The 18736-nt window shown below is 62.6% G+C and carries 16 protein-coding genes; 11 read left to right on the top strand and 5 right to left on the bottom strand.

Features of this window, described 5'->3' with window-relative positions; translation table 11 throughout:
* Nucleotides 1-45: 45 nt before the first annotated feature.
* Both J2X56_RS04180 and eutC read left to right on the top strand, forming a co-directional pair.
* Nucleotides 46-1452 (top strand): ethanolamine ammonia-lyase subunit EutB, encoded by a 1407-nt coding sequence (locus J2X56_RS04180; RefSeq protein ID WP_121045618.1) that lies wholly within the window; start codon nucleotides 46-48, stop codon nucleotides 1450-1452.
* Complete coding sequence (gene eutC, locus J2X56_RS04175) at nucleotides 1449-2342, top strand: ethanolamine ammonia-lyase subunit EutC (protein ID WP_121045617.1); 894 nt, start codon at nucleotides 1449-1451, stop codon at nucleotides 2340-2342. The genes J2X56_RS04180 and eutC overlap by 4 nt, the downstream gene beginning before the upstream one ends.
* A 108-nt stretch (nucleotides 2343-2450) precedes the next feature.
* Here the strand turns inward: eutC and J2X56_RS04170 are convergent, their stop codons facing one another.
* Nucleotides 2451-4679 (bottom strand): NADP-dependent isocitrate dehydrogenase, encoded by a 2229-nt coding sequence (locus tag J2X56_RS04170; RefSeq protein ID WP_121045616.1) that lies wholly within the window; start codon nucleotides 4677-4679, stop codon nucleotides 2451-2453.
* A 366-nt stretch (nucleotides 4680-5045) separates the two neighbouring features.
* Here J2X56_RS04170 and J2X56_RS04165 point away from each other — a divergent pair, with 366 nt between their 5' ends.
* The 4 genes from J2X56_RS04165 to J2X56_RS04150 all read left to right on the top strand — a co-directional run bounded on the left by J2X56_RS04165 (nucleotide 5046) and on the right by J2X56_RS04150 (nucleotide 6719).
* Complete coding sequence (locus J2X56_RS04165) at nucleotides 5046-5330, top strand: DUF1778 domain-containing protein (protein ID WP_121045615.1); 285 nt, start codon at nucleotides 5046-5048, stop codon at nucleotides 5328-5330.
* The gene (locus J2X56_RS04160) at nucleotides 5327-5821 is read left to right on the top strand and encodes a GNAT family N-acetyltransferase (RefSeq protein WP_121045614.1); all 495 of its coding nucleotides are present in this window, start codon (nucleotides 5327-5329) and stop codon (nucleotides 5819-5821) included. The genes J2X56_RS04165 and J2X56_RS04160 overlap by 4 nt, the downstream gene beginning before the upstream one ends.
* A gap of 192 nt (nucleotides 5822-6013) precedes the next feature.
* Nucleotides 6014-6316 (top strand): type II toxin-antitoxin system MqsR family toxin, encoded by a 303-nt coding sequence (locus tag J2X56_RS04155; RefSeq protein ID WP_121045613.1) that lies wholly within the window; start codon nucleotides 6014-6016, stop codon nucleotides 6314-6316.
* Between the two features lies 1 nt (nucleotide 6317).
* Nucleotides 6318-6719 (top strand): type II toxin-antitoxin system MqsA family antitoxin, encoded by a 402-nt coding sequence (locus J2X56_RS04150; protein ID WP_121045612.1) that lies wholly within the window; start codon nucleotides 6318-6320, stop codon nucleotides 6717-6719.
* Nucleotides 6720-6807: 88 nt separating this feature from the next.
* Here J2X56_RS04150 and J2X56_RS04145 read toward each other — a convergent pair whose 3' ends face one another.
* Nucleotides 6808-8094: an MFS transporter gene (locus tag J2X56_RS04145; protein ID WP_121045611.1), complete on the bottom strand. Its 1287-nt coding sequence runs from the start codon at nucleotides 8092-8094 to the stop codon at nucleotides 6808-6810.
* 341 nt (nucleotides 8095-8435) lie between these two features.
* Between J2X56_RS04145 and J2X56_RS04140 the strand changes: the two genes are divergently transcribed.
* Nucleotides 8436-9434 carry a 2-hydroxyacid dehydrogenase gene (locus tag J2X56_RS04140; protein ID WP_209569668.1) on the top strand — a complete coding sequence of 333 codons (999 nt, stop codon included), beginning with the start codon at nucleotides 8436-8438 and terminating at the stop codon, nucleotides 9432-9434.
* On the opposite strand, the gene J2X56_RS04135 is transcribed toward J2X56_RS04140, so the two are convergent.
* Nucleotides 9435-9791, bottom strand: a complete 357-nt coding sequence (locus J2X56_RS04135) for a hypothetical protein (protein ID WP_039787111.1) — start codon at nucleotides 9789-9791, stop codon at nucleotides 9435-9437. It abuts the gene before it with no gap.
* 215 nt (nucleotides 9792-10006) lie between these two features.
* Nucleotides 10007-11200, bottom strand: a complete 1194-nt coding sequence (hmpA, locus tag J2X56_RS04130; protein WP_134136462.1) for an NO-inducible flavohemoprotein — start codon at nucleotides 11198-11200, stop codon at nucleotides 10007-10009.
* 172 nt (nucleotides 11201-11372) lie between these two features.
* Between hmpA and norR the strand changes: the two genes are divergently transcribed.
* Nucleotides 11373-12950: a nitric oxide reductase transcriptional regulator NorR gene (gene norR, locus J2X56_RS04125; RefSeq protein WP_121045608.1), complete on the top strand. Its 1578-nt coding sequence runs from the start codon at nucleotides 11373-11375 to the stop codon at nucleotides 12948-12950.
* A 140-nt stretch (nucleotides 12951-13090) separates the two neighbouring features.
* Here the strand turns inward: norR and J2X56_RS04120 are convergent, their stop codons facing one another.
* A complete protein-coding gene (locus J2X56_RS04120; RefSeq protein WP_121045607.1) occupies nucleotides 13091-13273 on the bottom strand; it encodes a hypothetical protein in 183 nt (60 codons plus the stop codon).
* Between the two features lie 428 nt (nucleotides 13274-13701).
* Here J2X56_RS04120 and J2X56_RS04115 point away from each other — a divergent pair, with 428 nt between their 5' ends.
* The 3 genes from J2X56_RS04115 to glgB all read left to right on the top strand — a co-directional run bounded on the left by J2X56_RS04115 (nucleotide 13702) and on the right by glgB (nucleotide 18734).
* Nucleotides 13702-13929 (top strand): dodecin, encoded by a 228-nt coding sequence (locus J2X56_RS04115; RefSeq protein ID WP_034330632.1) that lies wholly within the window; start codon nucleotides 13702-13704, stop codon nucleotides 13927-13929.
* 565 nt (nucleotides 13930-14494) lie between these two features.
* Nucleotides 14495-16096: a glycogen synthase GlgA gene (gene glgA / locus J2X56_RS04110; protein ID WP_310158404.1), complete on the top strand. Its 1602-nt coding sequence runs from the start codon at nucleotides 14495-14497 to the stop codon at nucleotides 16094-16096.
* Between the two features lie 199 nt (nucleotides 16097-16295).
* Nucleotides 16296-18734 (top strand): 1,4-alpha-glucan branching protein GlgB, encoded by a 2439-nt coding sequence (glgB, locus tag J2X56_RS04105; protein ID WP_121045605.1) that lies wholly within the window; start codon nucleotides 16296-16298, stop codon nucleotides 18732-18734.
* Nucleotides 18735-18736 lie beyond the last annotated feature (2 nt).

Here is an 18736-nt window from a genome sequence, read left to right as displayed (position 1 = left end):
CACCGCTGCCTGAGCAGGCAGCGGTGACCAAGGAGGAGCATCATCATGGCCGAACACCGTTTCCGGCACAGTGTGGGTAGCGCCAGCTACGTGTTTCGTGATCTCAAGGAAGTGATGGCCAAGGCCAGCCCGGCGCGTTCCGGCGATCTGCTGGCCGGTGTAGCGGCGGGCAGCGCCGAGGAGCGTGCCATTGCGCAGATGGCGCTGGCGAACCTGCCGCTGAAGACTTTTCTCGACGAGCCGCTGATCCCTTACGAACAGGATGAAGTCACCCGGCTGATCCTCGACAGTCACGACCGTGCCGCGTTTGCGCCGATCGCGCACCTGACCGTGGGCGATTTCCGCAACTGGCTGCTGGCCGATGACACCGACAGCACGGTGCTGGCCGCCGTGGCACCCGGGGTGACGCCGGAGATGGCGTCGGCCGTCTCCAAGATCATGCGCAACCAGGACCTGATCCTGGTGGCCAAGAAGTGCCGCGTGGTCACGGCCTTTCGCAATACCATCGGCTTGCCCGGCCGCTTGTCCACCCGCCTGCAGCCCAATCACCCCACGGATGACGCCAGCGGCATCGCCGCCAGCATGCTTGATGGCCTGATGTATGGCAACGGCGATGCGGTCATCGGCATCAATCCCGCTACCGACAACGTCCCGCAGGTGGTCAAGCTGGTCGGCATGATGGCCGATGTGATCGCGCGTTACGAGATCCCGACGCAATCCTGCGTGCTCACCCACGTCACCAACACGATTGCCGCCATCGAGCGCGGCGCGCCGGTGGATCTGGTGTTCCAGTCCATTGCCGGGACCGAGGCGGCCAATCGCGGCTTCGGCATCGACCTGGCCATCCTGGGCGAGGCGCGTGAGGCTGCGCTGTCCCTGAAGCGCGGCACGGTCGGCGACAACGTGATGTATTTCGAAACCGGCCAGGGCAGTGCGCTGTCGGCCAATGCGCATCACGGACTCGACCAGCAGACCTGCGAGGCGCGCGCGTATGCCGTGGCCCGCGCCTTCAAGCCGCTGCTGGTCAATACGGTGGTGGGCTTCATCGGGCCAGAATACCTGTATGACGGCAAGCAGATCATCCGCGCCGGACTGGAAGACCATTTCTGCGCCAAGCTGCTGGGCCTGCCCATGGGCTGTGACGTCTGCTACACCAACCATGCCGAAGCGGACCAGAACGACATGGATGTGCTGCTGACCTTGCTGGGCGTCGCCGGCTGTACCTTCGTCATGGGCATCCCCGGTTCGGATGACATCATGTTGAATTACCAGACCACTTCCTTCCACGATGCGCTGTATGCGCGGCGGGTACTGGGTTCGCGGCCGGCGCCGGAGTTCGAGGCGTGGCTGCACAGGATGCAGATCTTCAATGCGGGTGGCCAGGATCAGGCATTCCGCCTGCATGCCGACATGCCCCCCGGTTTCCGCGAGACCTTGTTGCGCCTTCAATGACCATGGACGACAAACAAGCCATTTCACCGCAAGGTGCAGAAAACGTCAGCCCCGGTGCAGAAAACGTCACGGCCAATCCATGGGAGGCATTGCGCCGCTTCACTGCTGCGCGCATCGCCCTGGGACGCAGTGGCGTAAGCCTGCCGACCGCGCCGCAACTGGCTTTCCAGCTGGCGCATGCGCAGGCGCGCGATGCCGTGCATCTGCCGCTGGATGTGGCTGCGCTCAAGGAACAATTGCAGCAGCAAGGTCTCTGCGCAGCCGAAGAAGTGATCGATGTGCAAAGCGCGGCAGCGGACCGGCTGGTGTACCTGCAACGACCGGACTTCGGGCGCAGGCTGTCGGAAGCATCGCGCCAGCAATTGCTTGAGCGTTTCGGTACCGAGCCGCAACGGCGCTTCGATGTGGGCTTCGTGATCGCCGATGGCTTGTCGGCGCTGGCCATCGTGCGCAATGCCGCGCCTTTCCTGGCGGAGGTGATGCAGCGTATTGCGCCGGAAGGATGGTCGATGGCGCCACCCGTGATCGTGCAGCAGGGACGGGTGGCGGTGGCCGATGAAATCGGGGAGTTGCTGGGCGTGAAGCTGGTGGTGATCCTGATCGGTGAGCGGCCGGGGCTGAGTTCGCCGGACAGCATGGGTCTCTATCTGACCTGGATGCCCTCGCGCGGACTCACCGACGCCAGCCGCAATTGCATCTCCAATGTGCGGCCGGAAGGTTTGCCCTATCCGGAAGCCGCCTACAAGCTGCATTACCTGATGGCGCAGGCGCACCAGCGTGCCCTGTCCGGCGTGGCCTTGAAGGATGAGACGGCCAGCGAGGGTGAGGCACTGGATGTGCGGCGCAACTTTTTGCTCGGCGGGGATGAGCCGGCTTATCTGAAAATCTGAAAGGGAAGCGTTATCGGGAAAAAGGAAAAGGCCGCGAACTTTCATTCGCGGCCTTTCATTTTTGCGCGGGGAGGGCGATGCATCCCCCCTCCCTCAAGCATCGACGCTTTACACCGATTCCAGTGCCTGGTTCAGCGTGGCGCTCGGACGCATCACGGCGAAGGTCTTCTCACGATCCGGCAGATAGTAGCCGCCGATGTCGACTTCCTTGCCCTGCACCGAGTTCAGTTCTTCGACGATCTTCTGCTCGTTCTCGGACAGTGCCTTTGCCAGCGGGGCGAACTGCTTGGCCAGTTCGGCGTCGTCCTTCTGTGCGGCCAGTTCCTGGGCCCAGTACAGGGCCAGGTAGAAGTGGCTGCCACGGTTGTCCAGCTCACCGGTCTTGGGCGAAGGCGACTTGTTGTTGTCCAGCAGCTTGCCGGTGGCAGCGTCCAGGGTCTTGGCCAGGATCTTGGCGCGGGCGTTGCCGGTCTTGATGCCCACGTCTTCGATGGAGACGGCCAGGGCCAGGAATTCACCCAGCGAATCCCAGCGCAGGTGGTTTTCACCGACCAGCTGTTGCACGTGCTTGGGGGCCGAGCCGCCGGCACCGGTTTCGAACATGCCGCCACCTGCCATCAGCGGGACGATCGACAGCATCTTGGCCGAGGTGCCCAGTTCCATGATGGGGAACAGGTCGGTCAGGTAGTCGCGCAGGATGTTGCCGGTCACCGAGATGGTGTCCAGGCCGCGGATGACGCGTTCCAGGGTGTAACGCATGGCGCGCACTTGCGACATGATCTGGATGTCGGCACCGGTCAGGTCGTGATCCTTCAGGTAGGTGTTGACCTTCTTGATCAGTTCGGCTTCGTGCGGACGGTACGGGTCCAGCCAGAAGACGGCGGGCATGCCGGACAGGCGGGCACGGGTCACGGCCAGCTTGACCCAGTCACGCACCGCAGCGTCCTTGACCTGGCACATGCGCCAGATGTCGCCTTCTTCCACGTTCTGCTCCAGCAGCACCTGGCCATCCAGGGTGACGATGCGCGCCACGCCGGCCTGGGCGATTTCGAAGGTCTTGTCGTGCGAACCGTATTCTTCTGCCTTCTGGGCCATCAGGCCGACGTTGGGCACGGTACCCATGGTGGTCGGGTCGAAGGCGCCGTTGGTCTTGCAGAAGTTGATGATTTCCTGATAGATGCGGGCGAAGGTCGACTCCGGCAGCAGGGCCTTGGTGTCTTCGGTCTTGCCAGCGGCGTTCCACATCTTGCCGCCAGCACGGATCATGGCCGGCATGGAGGCATCGACGATCACGTCGTTGGGGGCGTGCAGGTTGGTGATGCCCTTGGCGGAGTCCACCATGGCCAGGCGCGGACGCTTGGCTTCATCGGCCTTCAGGTCGGCCAGCACTTCGGCCTTCTTGTCTTCGGGCAGGGTGTTGATCTTTTCGTAGACGCCGGACATGCCGTTGTTGGGGTTCACGCCGATCTCGGCGAACAGCTTGGCGTGCTTGGTGAAGGTGTCCTTGTAGTAGGTACGCACGGCGTGACCGAAGACGATCGGGTGCGAGACCTTCATCATGGTGGCCTTGACGTGCACCGACAGCAGCAGGTCGGTGTCGAAGGCGTCCTGCATCTGCTCTTCGTAGTAGGCACACAGGGCCTTCTTGCTCATGAACATGCTGTCGATGATTTCACCGGCTTGCAGCGAGATCTTCGGTTTCAGGACGATGGTTTCGCCGGACTTGGTGACCAGGTCCATCTTGACGTCCACGGCCTTGTCCAGGGTCAGGCTCTTTTCGCCGGCGTAGAAGTCGCCGCCGTGCATGTGCGCCACGTGGGTACGCGAGGCCATGGACCACTTGGCCATCGAGTGCGGGTGCTTGCGGGCGTAGTTCTTGACGGCGTTGGGTGCGCGGCGGTCGGAGTTGCCTTCGCGCAGGACCGGGTTCACGGCGCTGCCGGTGACCTTGGCGTAGCGCTTCTGCAGGGCCTTTTCTTCTTCGGTGCTCGGGTTTTCCGGATAGTCGGGCAGCTTGTAGCCGCGCGCTTGCAGTTCGCGGATGGCCGCTTGCAGCTGCAGGATCGAGGCGCTGATGTTGGGCAGCTTGATGATGTTGGCGTCGGGGCTCTGGGTCAGTGCGCCCAGTGCGGCCAGGTTGTCGGGGACTTTCTGTTCATCGGTGAGGTACTCCGGGAATTCAGCCAGGATACGCGCAGCCACCGAGATATCGCTTTCGACGACGTCGATGCCGGCCGCGGCGGTGAACTTCTTGACGATGGGCAAGAGCGAGTGGGTCGCCAGATAGGGTGCCTCGTCGGTCAGCGTATAGATGATGGTCGGGTTGCCAGTAGTCACGATGATGTCCTTGCGTTGGTGTGTTGATGTGCTTTGGTGCGATCCCCGCAGCGCCGGATGGACCGCCCTGGCTCTGTCGGCCTGGGCTGGCGCCACCTCCTTGTCGGCTGTGCTGCGTGGAAATTCGTCTCCCGGGGCGGCATGGCTGGCGTACTGCTGCCAGAAGGCCGCGGCAAAAAACAGCGGTAGTTTACTCCTAAGCGGGGCGAAATGCTTCAACTCTTATATAAGACTTGAAGAAATTTTTGCTTTTCGAAGGATTGCTGCCCCGTTCTCAATCCCTTGGCATGACTCTGCTATTGTCGTGGATCCACTTTTTGTGGGTATCCGGCAAAATGCCGTACAATTCATTTCATGGGAAAACGCATGACGCCAGCTGTCGCCACTGCTCGACTGGAAGCCCGGATCAGCCCGGAGCTTCAGCAATTGCTCAAACGTGCCGCCGAGATTGAAGGACGGACCTTGACCGACTTTGTCGTTGCTGCCGTCCGGGAAGCGGCGCAGAAAGCGGTCGAGCAGGCCGAAGTCATCCGTTTGTCCTTGCAGGACCAACAGCGCTTTGCCGAGGCGCTTCTGGCTCCGCCACCACCATCGGCAGCACTGCAGCGCGCCATGGCGCGTCATGACAAACTCCTGCGCAGCGAAGAATGACGCGCCCGCCGTTCCTCGTGACGGCGTTAGAACCCGCCCTTCACGATCGCAGCCGCTTCGACAGCGGCACACCCGCATTGAACCGCTATTTGCGCGAACAGGTGACCCAGGATATCCGGCGCCGCGTGGCCGCCTGCTTTGTCGCAGTGGACGACGATCAGCGGGTGGCCGGCTATTACACGCTGGCCAGCGCCAGCGTGCCGCTGGTGGGCCTGTCCGATGAGATGCGCCGCAAGCTGCCTCGCTATGGCGCCATTCCTGCCATCCGTCTCGGTCGTCTTGCCGCCGACCGGGAATTCAAGGGCCGGGGCCTCGGTGATGCTTTGCTGGTCAATGCATTGCGCCGGGCCGTCGCGGCGGAGATTCCGGGCGCGGTCTTGGTGGTCGACGCCAAGGATCCGAAGGCGTCAGCCTTTTACCGCCACCATGGTTTCATCGCCCTGCAGGATGCACCGCTCACGCTGTTCTTGCCCCTCGCGTCAGTGCGTTAAGCAAGCGGCAATTCTCCAGCAGCCCATAAGAAGGGGCGGCAAATCTGCGGCCTATTCCAATAAAGCGCTTCAACTCATCTATAAGAGTTGAAGAAATTTTTGCTTTTGGCTTGAATGTGAGCCGCCGCGTTTGTTCCTTCCGTGGAATCTTTTAACCTATTTGGTTTAATCACCTGACAGGTTAGAATTCCGATGGAGAAGCACACCGCACATTGCAAGCTGCCCCTGCTCAGGTCGTTGATCGAGTCCGGTAGGGTGAGGGTGACCGCTACTGCCTTCCAGGGTGCGCGGGCTTGCGGCATCGACAACCTGGAAGGCATCTGTGCGGTGATTCTCGGGCTGTCCGTCCGTGATTTCCATAAAAGCATGACCACGCACGCCGACCATCGCATCTGGCAGGATGTTTATCACCCTCGGCTTGCCAGCGGCGTCAAGGTGTATCTCAAGCTGAGCGTGGTTGATGATGTGCTTGTCGTTTCCTTCAAGGAGCTATGAAATGAAATGTCCTTGCTGCGGTGCAGCTGAACTGGTCCGCGAGACGCGCAATCTGCCCTACACCTACAAAGGGCAGAGCACCCTCATTGAAGCGGTGACGGGAGATTTCTGTCCGGCCTGCGGCGAAGTCCTGCTTGATCGTGAACACGGCGACCGCTACAGCGCACAAATCGGCAAATTTCAGCGCACGGTCAACGCCACCTATGTTGACCCGGCCTATATCACGCGGGTCAGACGCAAGCTTGATCTGGACCAGCGTGAGGCCGCCGAGTTGTTCGGCGGCGGCGTCAATGCCTTTTCTCGCTACGAAAACGGGAAGGCCAAGCCGCCGCTTTCACTGGTGAAGCTCTTCAGGCTGCTGGATCGCCATCCCGGTCTGCTTGAAGAAATCAGGACTACCTGAGAATATCGGGTTCGATCACGGACGCTGAGCAAACAAAAAAGGGCCGCAACTCTGCGGCCCATCCCAATAGCTAGTACAAGAACCTGTCTCAGGCCGTCACTGCCTGCCGTGCCGCCTTGTTGCGATACAGGATCAGGGTGGCGATCAGCCCGCACACTGCAGCCGTGCTCATCCAGAGGCCAGGCGCTGCCTTGTCGTGGGTCATTTCGATCAGGCCAGTCGCAATGGCCGGCGTGAAGCCGCCGAAGACGGCGGTAGCCAGGCTGTAGGCCAGCGAGAAGCCCGCAGTACGGACGTCAGCCGGCATCACCTCGGTCAGGGCCACCACCATCGCGCCGTTGTAGCTGGCGTACAGGAAGGACAGCCACAGTTCCACCATCAGCATCTTGGCGAAGCTGGCGTCATGCACCAGCCAGTTCACGGCCGGGTAGGCAGTCAGGATGGTCAGGACGGTGAAGGTCACCAGGATCGGGCGACGGCCGATGCGGTCTGACAGCGCGCCCATGATGGGCAGCCAGATGAAGTTGGACAGGCCCACGCACAAGGTCACGATCAGGCTGGCCTCGGTGGAGAGCTTCAGCACGTTCTTGCCGAAGGTCGGGGTGTAGACCGTGATCAGGTAGAACGACACGGTGGTCATCGACACCAGCATCATGCCGGCAATGACCAGCTTCCAGTTTTCGATCATGGAACGGAAGATCTGGCCGGTGCTCGGACGATGCTTGCGGCGCATGAACTCTTCGGTTTCCTGCAGCGAGCGGCGGATCACGAACAGCACCGGCACGATCAGGCAGCCGATGAAGAACGGCACGCGCCAGCCCCAGTCACCGACCTGGGCCGGGGTGAGCGTCGTCGAGAGCATGTAGCCGATGGCCGCTGCCACGATGATGGCCACCTGCTGGCTGGCCGACTGCCAGCTCACATAGAAACCCTTGTTGCCAGGCGTGGCCATTTCGGCCAGGTAGACCGACACGCCGCCCAGTTCCACACCGGCCGAGAAGCCTTGCAGCAGGCGGCCGACCAGCACCAGCATCGGAGCCAGCACGCCGATGGTGGCGTAGGAGGGGACGAAGGCGATGAGCATCGTGCCCAGGGCCATCAGCGCCAGGGTCACGATCAGGCCCTGGCGGCGGCCGACGCGGTCGACATAGGCGCCCAGGATGATGGCGCCCAGCGGGCGCATCAGGAAGCCGGCACCGAAGGTCATGAAGGTCAGCATCAGCGAGGCGAACTCGTTGTCGCTGGGGAAGAAGGCCTTCGAGATGTGGGTCGCGTAGAAACCGAACAGGAAGAAATCGAACATTTCCATGAAGTTGCCGCTGGTCACGCGCAGCACGGTGGAAAACTTCGATTGCGAAGAAGTGGATGTCGTCATGATATGTGCCTCGTTATCTGTTGGGCGGACCGTGTTGATTCCGGTCTTGCGCCTGTCTCGTACTGCCATGCGGCAGCTTGTGTCAGGATCTTTTTTTGTGGGGACAGCTATTGCGCCGCCGATTCTATGCCCGAAAGTGATCCATGGGACCCACTTGCGGCGCTGCGCAAGCAAATATCGGTTTTTTCGATAGCTGGATGAAAGCTTCAGCGCGCATTTCCATCGCAAAAAGCTGTTCGCGCGACAAGCTGCGGTGTATCAAGGCGATCAGAGGTGAATTATGGTGCAATGCGGCATGGCTCGTGACTTCACGCAGCCCAGCTCATCCATGAAAGGTTCCTATGAAAACCGCCGTCTTCAGCGCCCGCCGCTACGACCAGACCCTGCTCACGCGCGCCAATACCGCGTCCGGCGCTGCGCATGAACTGGTGTTTCTGCAAGACCGTCTCGATCTTGATACGGCACAGCTGGCCAGCGGCTGCCAGGCCGTGGCGGCCTTCGTCAACGATGACCTGGGTGCTGCCGTGCTGGAACGCCTGGCCGCTCTGGGCGTGCGTTTCGTCACCACACGCTCCACCGGCTTCAATCACATCGATACGAAAGCCGCGCGGCGGCTGGGCATCACGGTGGCGCGCGTGGCCGATTATTCACCTTACTCGGTGGCCGAGTTCGCCGTGGGCCTGCTGCTGGCGGTGAACCGAAAAATCGCGCGCGCCAGCATGCGCACCCGCGAAGGCAATTTCGAGCTGGAAGGATTGATGGGCTTCGACCTGCACGGCAAGACCGTGGGCGTGATCGGTACCGGCAAGATCGGCGCGCTGTTCGCCCGCATCATGGCCGGATTCGGCTGCACCGTGCTGGGCAGCGACGTGCATCACAATCCGGACTTCGAGGCTCTGGGCGGACGCTACGTGCGCCGCGAAGAGCTCTTCGCCGCCAGTGACGTGATTTCGCTGCATTGTCCGCTCACTGAAGCCACGCGCTATCTGGTCAATGCCGGGACCTTGGCCCTCGCCAAGCCCGGCTGCATCCTGGTCAACACCAGCCGCGGCGGGCTGGTCGATACCGAAGCCGCGATTGCCGCCTTGAAGAGCGGCCAGTTGCGCGGCCTGGCCATCGATGTCTATGAACAGGAGGCCAGCCTGTTCTTCCAGGACCTGTCCTCGACCATCATCACCGATGACGTGATCCAGCGCCTGGTCTCCTTCCCCAATGTCATCGTCACCGGCCACCAGGCCTTCTTCACCGAGGAAGCCATCGGCCAGATCATGCAGACCACCATCGCCAACCTGAATGATTTCGCCGCGGGCAAGCAACTGGGCGAGCGTCTGGTGGCCTGATCAGCTCGCATGGCGGCCGGTGTCGAACAGCGAGCCCAGCTGCTCGCCGATGCGCGGACGCAGGTGTTCATGCACGCGCTGGATGATGTGTTCGGCATCGTCGGCGCCATAGGTCTGCGCCAGCTGGCGATGCATGTCGAAATGCAGGTAGAGCAGTCCGCGCAGGCTCTGGAAAGCAGTCGGATGGGCCTGGCCGCAGACCTGCTCGTTGTTGTCCATGACCTGGTTCAGTACGCCCGGATCGAACAGGCGTACCTGGCAGATCACGGCGCAGCGGACGATCTCCAGGTCCAGTGCTTCCAGTTCCTGAGTCAGTTCATCGGGAGTGTGGCGCTCGGCGCTCAGCTTTTCGCTCATGGCGGTCTTTCGGAGGAGGAGGGGAGTCCTCAGGATAGCATTTGCTGCAGCGCGGAAAACTTGTCGAAGATCAATCTTTCAGGGATTGCCAGCGCGAGGCAGGTAAATTTTGCAAAGAGCTTCACGCTGCTGCAGCATGGCGCTCAGACGGAACAAAAGGGCGATGGCGGATCGCCCGCCATCGCCCCTTCAGCGCGCCTTTCGGCCAGACAGGATCACTCCAGCGCGGCAGCCGGACCGAAGAATTCATATCGGCTCTGAGCCGCCGGTACTCCCAGCGCGCCCAGCGCACGCTTGATGGCTTTCATGAACGGCTTGGGGCCGACGAAGTAGGCGTCCACGTCCCGTGTTTGCGGTAGCCATTGCTGCAGCAGAGCCGCATCGATGAAGCCGGTGGCGTAGGGGGCCGGATCGCCTGCGCGCGCCCGTTCATAGCAGAAATGCGCCTGCAGTTGCGGGTGTTGCGCCGCCAGTTCTTCCACCTGACGGCGGAAAGCATGCACGCCGCCATGGCGCGCCGCATGGATGAAATGTACCGGGCGACCGGTCGGCAGCGCCGCTGCCAGCATGGTCATCATCGGCGTAATGCCCACGCCGCCGCTGATGAGCACCAGCGGCTTGTCACTGGCCGTGAGCGTGAAGTCGCCGGCCGGCGGGAACAGTTCCACCACCGCGCCCACATGGATCTCGTCGTGCAGATGGCGCGAGACCTTGCCCTCGGCTTCACGCTTGACGCTGATGCGGTATTGCAGCGGCTGCCCCTGCTGGCGCAGCGGGGCCGACAGCGAATACTGGCGGCGCTGTTCCAGTCCGTCCACCACCATGCGCAGGCCGATGTACTGGCCCGGCTCAAAGTCCAGCAGCGCGCCGCCATCCTGGGGCATGAAGTAGAAGGAGGTGATCTCCTCGCTCTCGGCCACCTTGCGCGTGACCACGAAATTGCGCGCACCGCGCCAGCCGCCTGGTGCGGCGGCCTTGGCGTCATATTGCTGGCGTTCGGCGCCGATGAGGATGTCGGCCAGCTGGCCATAGGCGGCCGCCCAGGCATCGATGACGGCATCGGTGGCGATCTCCGCGCCCAGCACTTCACGGATGGCACGCAGCAGGCAGTCGCCGACCATCGGGTAGTGCTCGGGCTGCACCTGTACGGCGACGTGCTTGTTGATGATCTGCGCGGCCAGCGGGCCCATTTCTTCCAGGCGATCGATATGCCGCGCGTACATCAGTACGCCATTGGCCAGCGCACGCGGCTGGTCGCCGCTGGCCTGGTGGGCGCGATTGAAGAGGGGATGAACCTGCGGGTAGTCGCGCATGAGCATCTTGTAGAAGTGCGTGGTCAGCGCCTCGCCGCCCGATTCGAGCAGGGGGACGGTGGATTTGACGATGGCGAGTTGGGCATCGGTAAGCATGCGGGACCTTTCTGTTGGAAGCGGTGGAGGAAGTGCCGGAATGTCCGGGACCCTCTTGCTATTACAAAAGGCGTGCCACTTTCGAATACCAATAAAATCAGGAACTTGCGAGCGCTTGGTGTATTTATGACCTGTGTCATAATGACCAATCATTCTTCCTTTGGGAGTCAATATGACCTCAAAAGTCCTGCTCGACGCCTTGCTCCCGCTGGTAGCCGACCTGTCGCGCCAGATCGATGACCGCGAGCGCTATCGCCGCCTGCTGCAGACCTTGCGCACGCTGTTCCCCTGCGATGCTGCAGCCTTGCTGCGACTGGAGGGCGAGCTGCTGGTGCCGCTGGCCATCGACGGACTTTCCAGCGATACCTTGGGCCGCCGTTTCCGCATCGCCGACCATCCGCGCTTCGGCGTGCTGCTGGCCAATCTCGGGCCGACACGCTTTCCTGCCGATTCAAGCCTGCCCGATCCCTATGACGGTCTGGTCGATGGCTTGAATGACGCCCATTCCGGCGCGCTGGAAGTGCACGATTGCATGGGCTGTGCGCTCTCGGTCAATGGCCGCCCGTGGGGCTTGGTCACGCTGGATGCGTTGGGTGCAGGGCGCTTCGATGGCGTCGACATGGCCTCGCTGCAGGCTTTTGCGGCGCTGGCGGCTGCCACCGTTCATGTGGCCGAACGCATCGACGACCTGGCCGCCGCTGGCGAACAGGCACGCCAGCGCGCCGAAGCCTATCGGCTGGGGCTGGAGGAGAGCCAGGGCAAGCGCGAACTGATCGGCCAGAGTCCGGCGCAGCAACAACTGCTGGACGAGATCCGCATGGCCGCCCCCAGCGACATGACGGTGCTGGTCACCGGCGAAACCGGCACCGGCAAGGAACTGGTGGCCCACGCCCTGCATGCAGCCTCGCCCCGTGCGCACAAGCCCATGATCAGCCTGAACTGCGCAGCCTTGCCCGATACGCTGGTCGAAAGTGAATTGTTCGGCCACGTGCGCGGGGCTTTCTCGGGAGCGGTTGCAGACCGTCGCGGCAAGTTCGAGATGGCCGATGGCGGTACGCTGTTTCTGGATGAGGTCGGGGAGCTGCCGCTGGCGGTGCAGGCCAAGCTGCTGCGGGTGCTGCAGAGCGGGCAGCTGCAGCGGGTCGGTTCAGATCGCGAGCACCGCGTGGACGTGCGCCTGATCGCTGCCACCAACCGGGACCTGGCCGAGGAAGTGAAGCGCGGCCATTTCCGCGCGGATTTCTATCACCGTTTGTCGGTGTTCCCGATCCGCGTGCCGCCGCTGCGCGAGCGCGGGCGCGATGTGCTGCTGCTGGCCGGATATTTCCTGGAGCAGAACCGGGCGCGGCTGGGCTTGTCCAGTCTGCGCCTGGCAGCCGATGCCCAGCGCGCACTGCTGGACTACGCCTGGCCCGGCAACATCCGCGAACTGGAACACCTGATCGGGCGCAGCGCCCTGCGCGCCCTGGCATCGCAGCCAAAACGACCCGCCATCCTGACGCTGGATGCGGCGGCGCTGGAGTTGGGGCATTCCGCCCGCCCGCTTGACTCGCCTGACACTGTGGCCAGCGCACAAGCTGAACCCGCGCAGCCGGGCGAAGGCCTGCGTGCAGCCGTCGAGCGCTTCGAGCGCAAGCTGGTCAGTGAGTGTCTCGAACGCCATGGCGGCAACCTTGCCGCGACGGCGCGGGAGCTGGGGGTGGACCGGGCCAACCTGAACCGGCTGGCCAGACGTCTCGGACTGCGTTGAGCCGAGGGGAGGGTGGTTTACGGTCGATATGAAGAAAAAGAAAAGAAAACGGCCGGAATCCGTCAGGGCAGGCTGCCCATCATGATTCCGGCCGTGGCGGCGTGAAGCCTGGTGTCAAAAAGCCAGAGCGGAGAACAGCCTCAGGCGTCTTGACGCTCCACATCCAGTTCTGCCAGCTGGCCGCGAATGCGGATGGCCGTCAGGTTGCGGGCGGCAGCGGCATCGTCGTTGACGTGTTGCAGGTCTTCGGGCGGTGCGCTGATGACCTTCACGGGTGCGCCTGTGGGTGCAGTGACGGTAACGCCGGGGTTGAGTTGCGACATGATGATCTCCAAGGGATGAAAATCTCGTGCAGGCCCGCCGGAACGAATCAGGGCGGGCAGGGCGGCCATCAATCATGCGTAGCGTCGCAACGCATATGAACGTTTTGGCAAGCCAGATGATGCAATATTAGCCGGTTTGGTTGCGGTGCAACAGGTATTGAGCGGCTTAAATTTTTGTAGGAAGACACGCACTGTTGAAGACCGGCAATCCTTGTTTTGCGGCAATGGCAGGGCGGCTCCGGTAAATTTGCTGCGAAGCAAAAAATGAGTTGATCTGATCGGTCGTCTGTCCTGCGCGGGATGGCTTTCCCGCCTGCTGTCCTACGCAAGCTGCTGGCGTTGGCCGATGCCGTGCGCGCAATGGGCCGGCTAGGCTATGGATTCGCCTCATCGTCCGATGAGCCCATCCCCATCAGGAAGGAGTCCCCATGACCGAACGCAAGCAAGACAATTCCAACACCTACAAGATCATCGAAGTCGTCGGCAGCTCGCCCAACGGCACGGATGAAGCGATCCGCAATGCCCTTGCCGACGTGGCCAAGACTGTCAAGAACGTGGACTGGTTCGAGGTCACGCAATGCCGTGGCCATGTGGAAAATGGCAGCATCGGCCATTTCCAGGTGGGCTTGAAGATCGGTTTCCGCGTCGAATCCTGAGCGACCAAGGCCGATGCCATGGATGAGGGATACAGGCAGGCAATGCGCATCGCCAGCGGATAGCGATGTTCAATTTGCGCCTGTGGCATCGGCTCGTTAAGCTGAAAACTCTTCGCACCCGGCGCCCTGAACCCTCGATCCAGGGCGTTTCAATGACGGCACCTCGTGCCGTTTTTTCCCGTAAATCATTTAGCCATTCAAGTAGCTCATCTGGCAGTGCAGCGTGGCGAGCTCTTCCGTGATTGAAGAGCGCAAGCCGGCTGTGCGATGCCGGCTTGTTGCTTTATGGTGATCGTCGATGCATTGAGGCGTGGGCATTTTCGCCGCGCTGCAACAGTAGGATTCATCCTACGCCATCTCAGGCCGCTGTCCGATAGTGAGCGGATCTGCCGATCCGTATAACGTAATCATCGGCGCTCAAAAGACTGTCCAGTCCAACACAACAACAAGGACGTGTTTTCGCCCCGGCCCCCGGATCAAGCCACGGCCAGGACGAAGACCTATGCGATGCGACGAGCCAAGGGTGCTTTCCATCTCAGGTGCTTTCACACATTAGGGGTCCATCTTGCAAGCTCGAGTTCTGTTAGTCAGCTCAGAGGCCGTACCGCTCGTCAAGACCGGTGGCCTGGCCGACGTGATTACCGCGTTGGCCGTATCGCTGCGCAAAGTCGGCATCGATGCCAGCATCCTCATGCCCGCCTATCCGGAGGCGGTCCGCAATCTCGGCGACACGGTGCAGATCGGCCTGAAGCACGGCCTGCCCGGCGGTGCCGGCCGGATTCTGCGCGGCACCATCCCCGGTACCGACGTGCCGGCGCTGCTGCTGGATACGGCGCGCTTCCGCCAGCGCGGGGCCAATCCTTACGTCGATACCGACGGCGTAGAGTTCAGCGACAACGCGCTTTGCTTCGCCGATCTGTCGCACGCCGCTGTGGCCATCTGCGCCGGTGAAACCAGCCTGCCGGTGCCGCACGTGGTGCATGCCAACGACTGGCACGCCGGTCTGATTCCCTGCCTGTTGAAGCTGCGCGGGCTGGATCACATCGGCACCATGCTGACCATTCACAATCTGGCTTTCCAGGGCAATTTCGCGCTGGAGTCGGCCGAGCAGATCGGTATTCCCCAGCATCTGCTGACCGGCGACGGCGTCGAGTACTGGGGCAAGCTGTCCTTCCTCAAGGCCGGCATTCGTTTCTCCGATTGCGTCTCCACCGTCAGCAAGAACTACGCGGAAGAGATCATGACCCCGCGCTTCGGCTGCGGCATGGACGGCATTCTTTCCTTCCGCAAGCTGGATCTGCGCGCCATTCCCAATGCCATCGATGCTGAACTGTGGAATCCCGCCGATGATCCGCTCATCGCCCGCAACTTCAGCATCGGCAACATGAAGGGCAAGGCTGCCTGCAAGCGCGATCTGCAAAAGCTCTTCGGTTTGCCAGTGGATCCCTTCGCACCTGTCATGGGCCTGGGCTCGCGCATCTCGCACCAGAAGATGGCCGATGTCGTCATCGAAGCGCTGCCCGGCATCATGGAGCGCCATCCGCGCCTGCAGGTGGTGATCCTGGGTTGTGGTGATCACGACTACGAAGCCGCCTTCCTTGATCTGGCCGAGCGTTATCGCGGCCGCATCGCGGTCCACATCGGCTATGACGAGCGCCGCGCGCACGCCCTGCATGCGGGCAGCGACATGTTGCTGCACCCGACCCGCTTTGAACCTTTCGGCCTTACTCCCCTGTATGCCATGCGCTACGGTGCCATCCCCATCGGCTCGCGCGTCGGTGGCCTGGTCGACACCGTGTGCGATGCCGACCGCGATCCACAGCGCGCCACCGGCGTCCTGTTCGAAGGCGAGAGCGCCGCCGACATGCAGCACGCCGTGGCCCGTGCCTTCGCACTCTACAACGACACCGAGCACTGGCAGAGCGTGCAGCGCAATGCCATGAGCATCGACTGCGATTGGGCTGGCCCGACCCGCGCCTACATCGACGCCTATGCGCACGTGGCCGACATGGCGGTGCGCCCGTTGTTCGCACCGCGTCCATTGTCGGTGGATCGTCCTGCTGCCCAGGCGCACGCCCAGCCGGAGCGCATGGTCAGTCCGGCGGCCGCCATCGCTGCGGCACTGGCCGGCGTGGTCGGCGTACCGGCCGCCGTGGCGGCTGCCTGAACGACGAGGCGCCGGGGCGATTGCGCCGGCGTTGCGCCCCTTGTGATTCTGTTTTGATCCTTACCCGGTCCGCATGGACCGGGCAGGGAGAGTGTTTGCCGGCGCGCCGCCCTCAGCGCGCCGGTTTTTGATTCAGCTGTTTTGATTCCGCTGTTTTGCGATGTTTCGATCAACCCCGATAACAACAACAGGAGTGTGCATGTCCGGCATGTCTGTCACGGCATATAGGGCGTCCACGACGCCCCAGGAAGAGACTTCCGACGCCAGCTCGGCCGCGCCCGGTTCCGCTTCGGCGCAGCCGCCGTCTTTTTCTCATTCCTCTCATCCCCCTGAATTCCCGGAACAAACCGCCTTGTCCCTTTCCCTTGAAGAGCAGGGCCTGCTCGAAGCCTTGCTGGCCGGCCGCCTGACACAGCCCTTCGGCCTGCTCGGCCCGCGCTATGCCAGCCAGTCCAGTGGCGTTTCTGCCATCCGCGCCTTCCATCCCGGCGCGGCAGCGGTGCGTGTGCGCTGCCGTCACAGCGGTGTGCTGCTGGGCGAATTGCAGCAGTTCGAGCTGCATGGCCAGCCCAGCGGCTTCTTCAGTGGTGTGGCCACCGGTCTCGACCAGCGTCGCCATCAAGTGCCTTATGTGCTTGAAGTGGACTGGTTGATCCCGGACGGCAGCCGCAGCGTACAAAGCACGGAAGACCCCTATGCCTTCGGCCTCCTGCTCGGCGAGCTCGACCTGCACCTGTTGCGCGAAGGCCGGCATCGCCAGCTGGCTGATTGCCTGGGCGCACGTCCGATGGACATCGACGGCGTGCCCGGCACGCGTTTCGCGGTGTGGGCACCGAATGCCGAGCGCGTCTCGGTAGTCGGCGACTTCAACCAGTGGGACGGCCGCCGCCACGTCATGCGCCTGCGCCACGAATCCGGCGTGTGGGAACTGTTCATCCCGCGCATCGGCCCCGGCGATGTCTACAAGTACGAAATCCTGGGCCGCGATGGTGCCTTGCTGCCGCTCAAGGCCGACCCCGTCGCGCGCGCTACCGAGCCCCCGCCGGCCACCGCCTCGGTCGTGGCGGATGCCCGTCCTTACCTGTGGCAGGACCAGCAGTGGATGGCCGAGCGCGCGCAGCGCCAGTCGCTGTCGGCACCGATGTCCATCTATGAGCTGCATCCTGCGTCGTGGCGGCGCATCCCCGAACAGGCGCACCGCAACCTCAGTTGGGATGAGCTGGCCGATGAGCTGATCCCCTATGTGGTCGGCATGGGCTTCACCCATATCGAACTGATGCCGGTGATGGAACACCCCTTCGGCGGTTCCTGGGGCTACCAGCCCATCAGCATGTTTGCCCCCAGTGCCCGCTTCGGCAAACCGGAGCGCTTTGCGGCCTTCGTCGACCGTTGTCACCAGGCCGGTATCGGCGTGTTGCTGGATTGGGTGCCGGCGCATTTCCCTAGCGACCAGCATGGCCTGGCGCAATTCGACGGCACCGCGCTGTACGAGCACGCCGATCCGCGCGAAGGTTTCCATCAGGACTGGAATACGCTGATCTTCAACCTCGGCCGCAATGAAGTACGCGGCTTCCTGATCGCCAGCGCCCTGGAATGGATAGAACACTTCCACGTTGACGGCCTGCGTGTGGATGCGGTCGCGTCGATGCTGTATCGCGACTACAGCCGCAAGTCCGGCGAATGGGTACCCAACATCCACGGCGGCCGCGAGAACCTGGAGGCCGTGGCCTTCCTGCGCGAACTCAATACCGTGGTGGCACAGCGCTGCCCCGGCGTGCTGATGATCGCCGAGGAATCGACCTCCTGGCCCGGCGTGACCTCCGAGGTCAGCAACGAGGCCGACCATCACGGCCTGGGTTTCAGCTACAAGTGGAACATGGGCTGGATGAACGACACCCTGCGCTACATGCAGCATGACCCGCTGTTCCGTCGCTATCACCATCACGACATGACATTCGGTTTGCTATATGGATTCTCGGAAAACTTCATCTTGCCGATATCGCACGATGAGGTGGTCCATGGCAAGCGCGCGCTGCTCAACAAGATGCCCGGCGACGAATGGCGCCGCTTCGCCAACGTCCGTGCGTATTACGGATTCATGTGGACGCATCCCGGCAAGAAGCTGCTGTTCATGGGCAGCGAGTTCGGCCAGCCTGACGAGTTCGACCACGACAAGTCGCCCTACTGGCACCTGCTCAACGAGCACGGCGACCATCCTGCGGGCCATCGCCAGTTGCGCCAGCTGGTCAGCGACCTGAACCATCTGTATCGCAGCGAGCCCGCCTTGCACCAGCGCGACTGCCGCGCCGACGGTTTCTCCTGGGCGGTGGGCGACGACAGCGTCAACAGCGTGCTGGCGTATTTCCGCTATGCCGATGAGGGTCCGCCAGTGCTGATCGTGGTCAACCTGACCCCGGTACCGCGCACCCATTACCGTATCGGCGTGCCACCGATCGCGCCCGGCCATCATGGCGTCTGGCGCGAAGTGCTCAATACCGATGCCGCCGTCTATGGCGGCAGCAACAGCGGCAACCTGGGCCAGGTACAAGTGCAGGAATTTGGCTGGCACGGCCACCCGACTTCCATCGAACTGAACCTGCCCCCGCTATCCACCCTGATCCTGCGTAGAGAGTCCTGATA

This window comes from Herbaspirillum sp. 1173 (assembly GCF_031455335.1).
Taxonomy (GTDB): domain Bacteria; phylum Pseudomonadota; class Gammaproteobacteria; order Burkholderiales; family Burkholderiaceae_D; genus Herbaspirillum; species Herbaspirillum huttiense.
This window is presented reverse-complemented; position numbering and strand designations above follow the sequence as displayed.

Excerpts from the sequence above, each read along its gene's own strand:
- J2X56_RS04180 (WP_121045618.1), top strand. The coding sequence starts at position 46 with ATGGCCGAACACCGTTTCCGGCACAGTGTGGGTAGCGCCAGCTACGTG.
- eutC (WP_121045617.1), top strand. The coding sequence starts at position 1,449 with ATGACCATGGACGACAAACAAGCCATTTCACCGCAAGGTGCAGAAAAC.
- J2X56_RS04165 (WP_121045615.1), top strand. The coding sequence starts at position 5,046 with ATGACGCCAGCTGTCGCCACTGCTCGACTGGAAGCCCGGATCAGCCCG.
- J2X56_RS04160 (WP_121045614.1), top strand. The coding sequence starts at position 5,327 with ATGACGCGCCCGCCGTTCCTCGTGACGGCGTTAGAACCCGCCCTTCAC.
- J2X56_RS04155 (WP_121045613.1), top strand. The coding sequence starts at position 6,014 with ATGGAGAAGCACACCGCACATTGCAAGCTGCCCCTGCTCAGGTCGTTG.
- J2X56_RS04150 (WP_121045612.1), top strand. The coding sequence starts at position 6,318 with ATGAAATGTCCTTGCTGCGGTGCAGCTGAACTGGTCCGCGAGACGCGC.
- J2X56_RS04145 (WP_121045611.1), bottom strand. The coding sequence starts at position 8,094 with ATGACGACATCCACTTCTTCGCAATCGAAGTTTTCCACCGTGCTGCGC.
- J2X56_RS04140 (WP_209569668.1), top strand. The coding sequence starts at position 8,436 with ATGAAAACCGCCGTCTTCAGCGCCCGCCGCTACGACCAGACCCTGCTC.
- J2X56_RS04135 (WP_039787111.1), bottom strand. The coding sequence starts at position 9,791 with ATGAGCGAAAAGCTGAGCGCCGAGCGCCACACTCCCGATGAACTGACT.
- hmpA (WP_134136462.1), bottom strand. The coding sequence starts at position 11,200 with ATGCTTACCGATGCCCAACTCGCCATCGTCAAATCCACCGTCCCCCTG.
- norR (WP_121045608.1), top strand. The coding sequence starts at position 11,373 with ATGACCTCAAAAGTCCTGCTCGACGCCTTGCTCCCGCTGGTAGCCGAC.
- J2X56_RS04120 (WP_121045607.1), bottom strand. The coding sequence starts at position 13,273 with ATGTCGCAACTCAACCCCGGCGTTACCGTCACTGCACCCACAGGCGCA.
- J2X56_RS04115 (WP_034330632.1), top strand. The coding sequence starts at position 13,702 with ATGACCGAACGCAAGCAAGACAATTCCAACACCTACAAGATCATCGAA.
- glgB (WP_121045605.1), top strand. The coding sequence starts at position 16,296 with ATGTCCGGCATGTCTGTCACGGCATATAGGGCGTCCACGACGCCCCAG.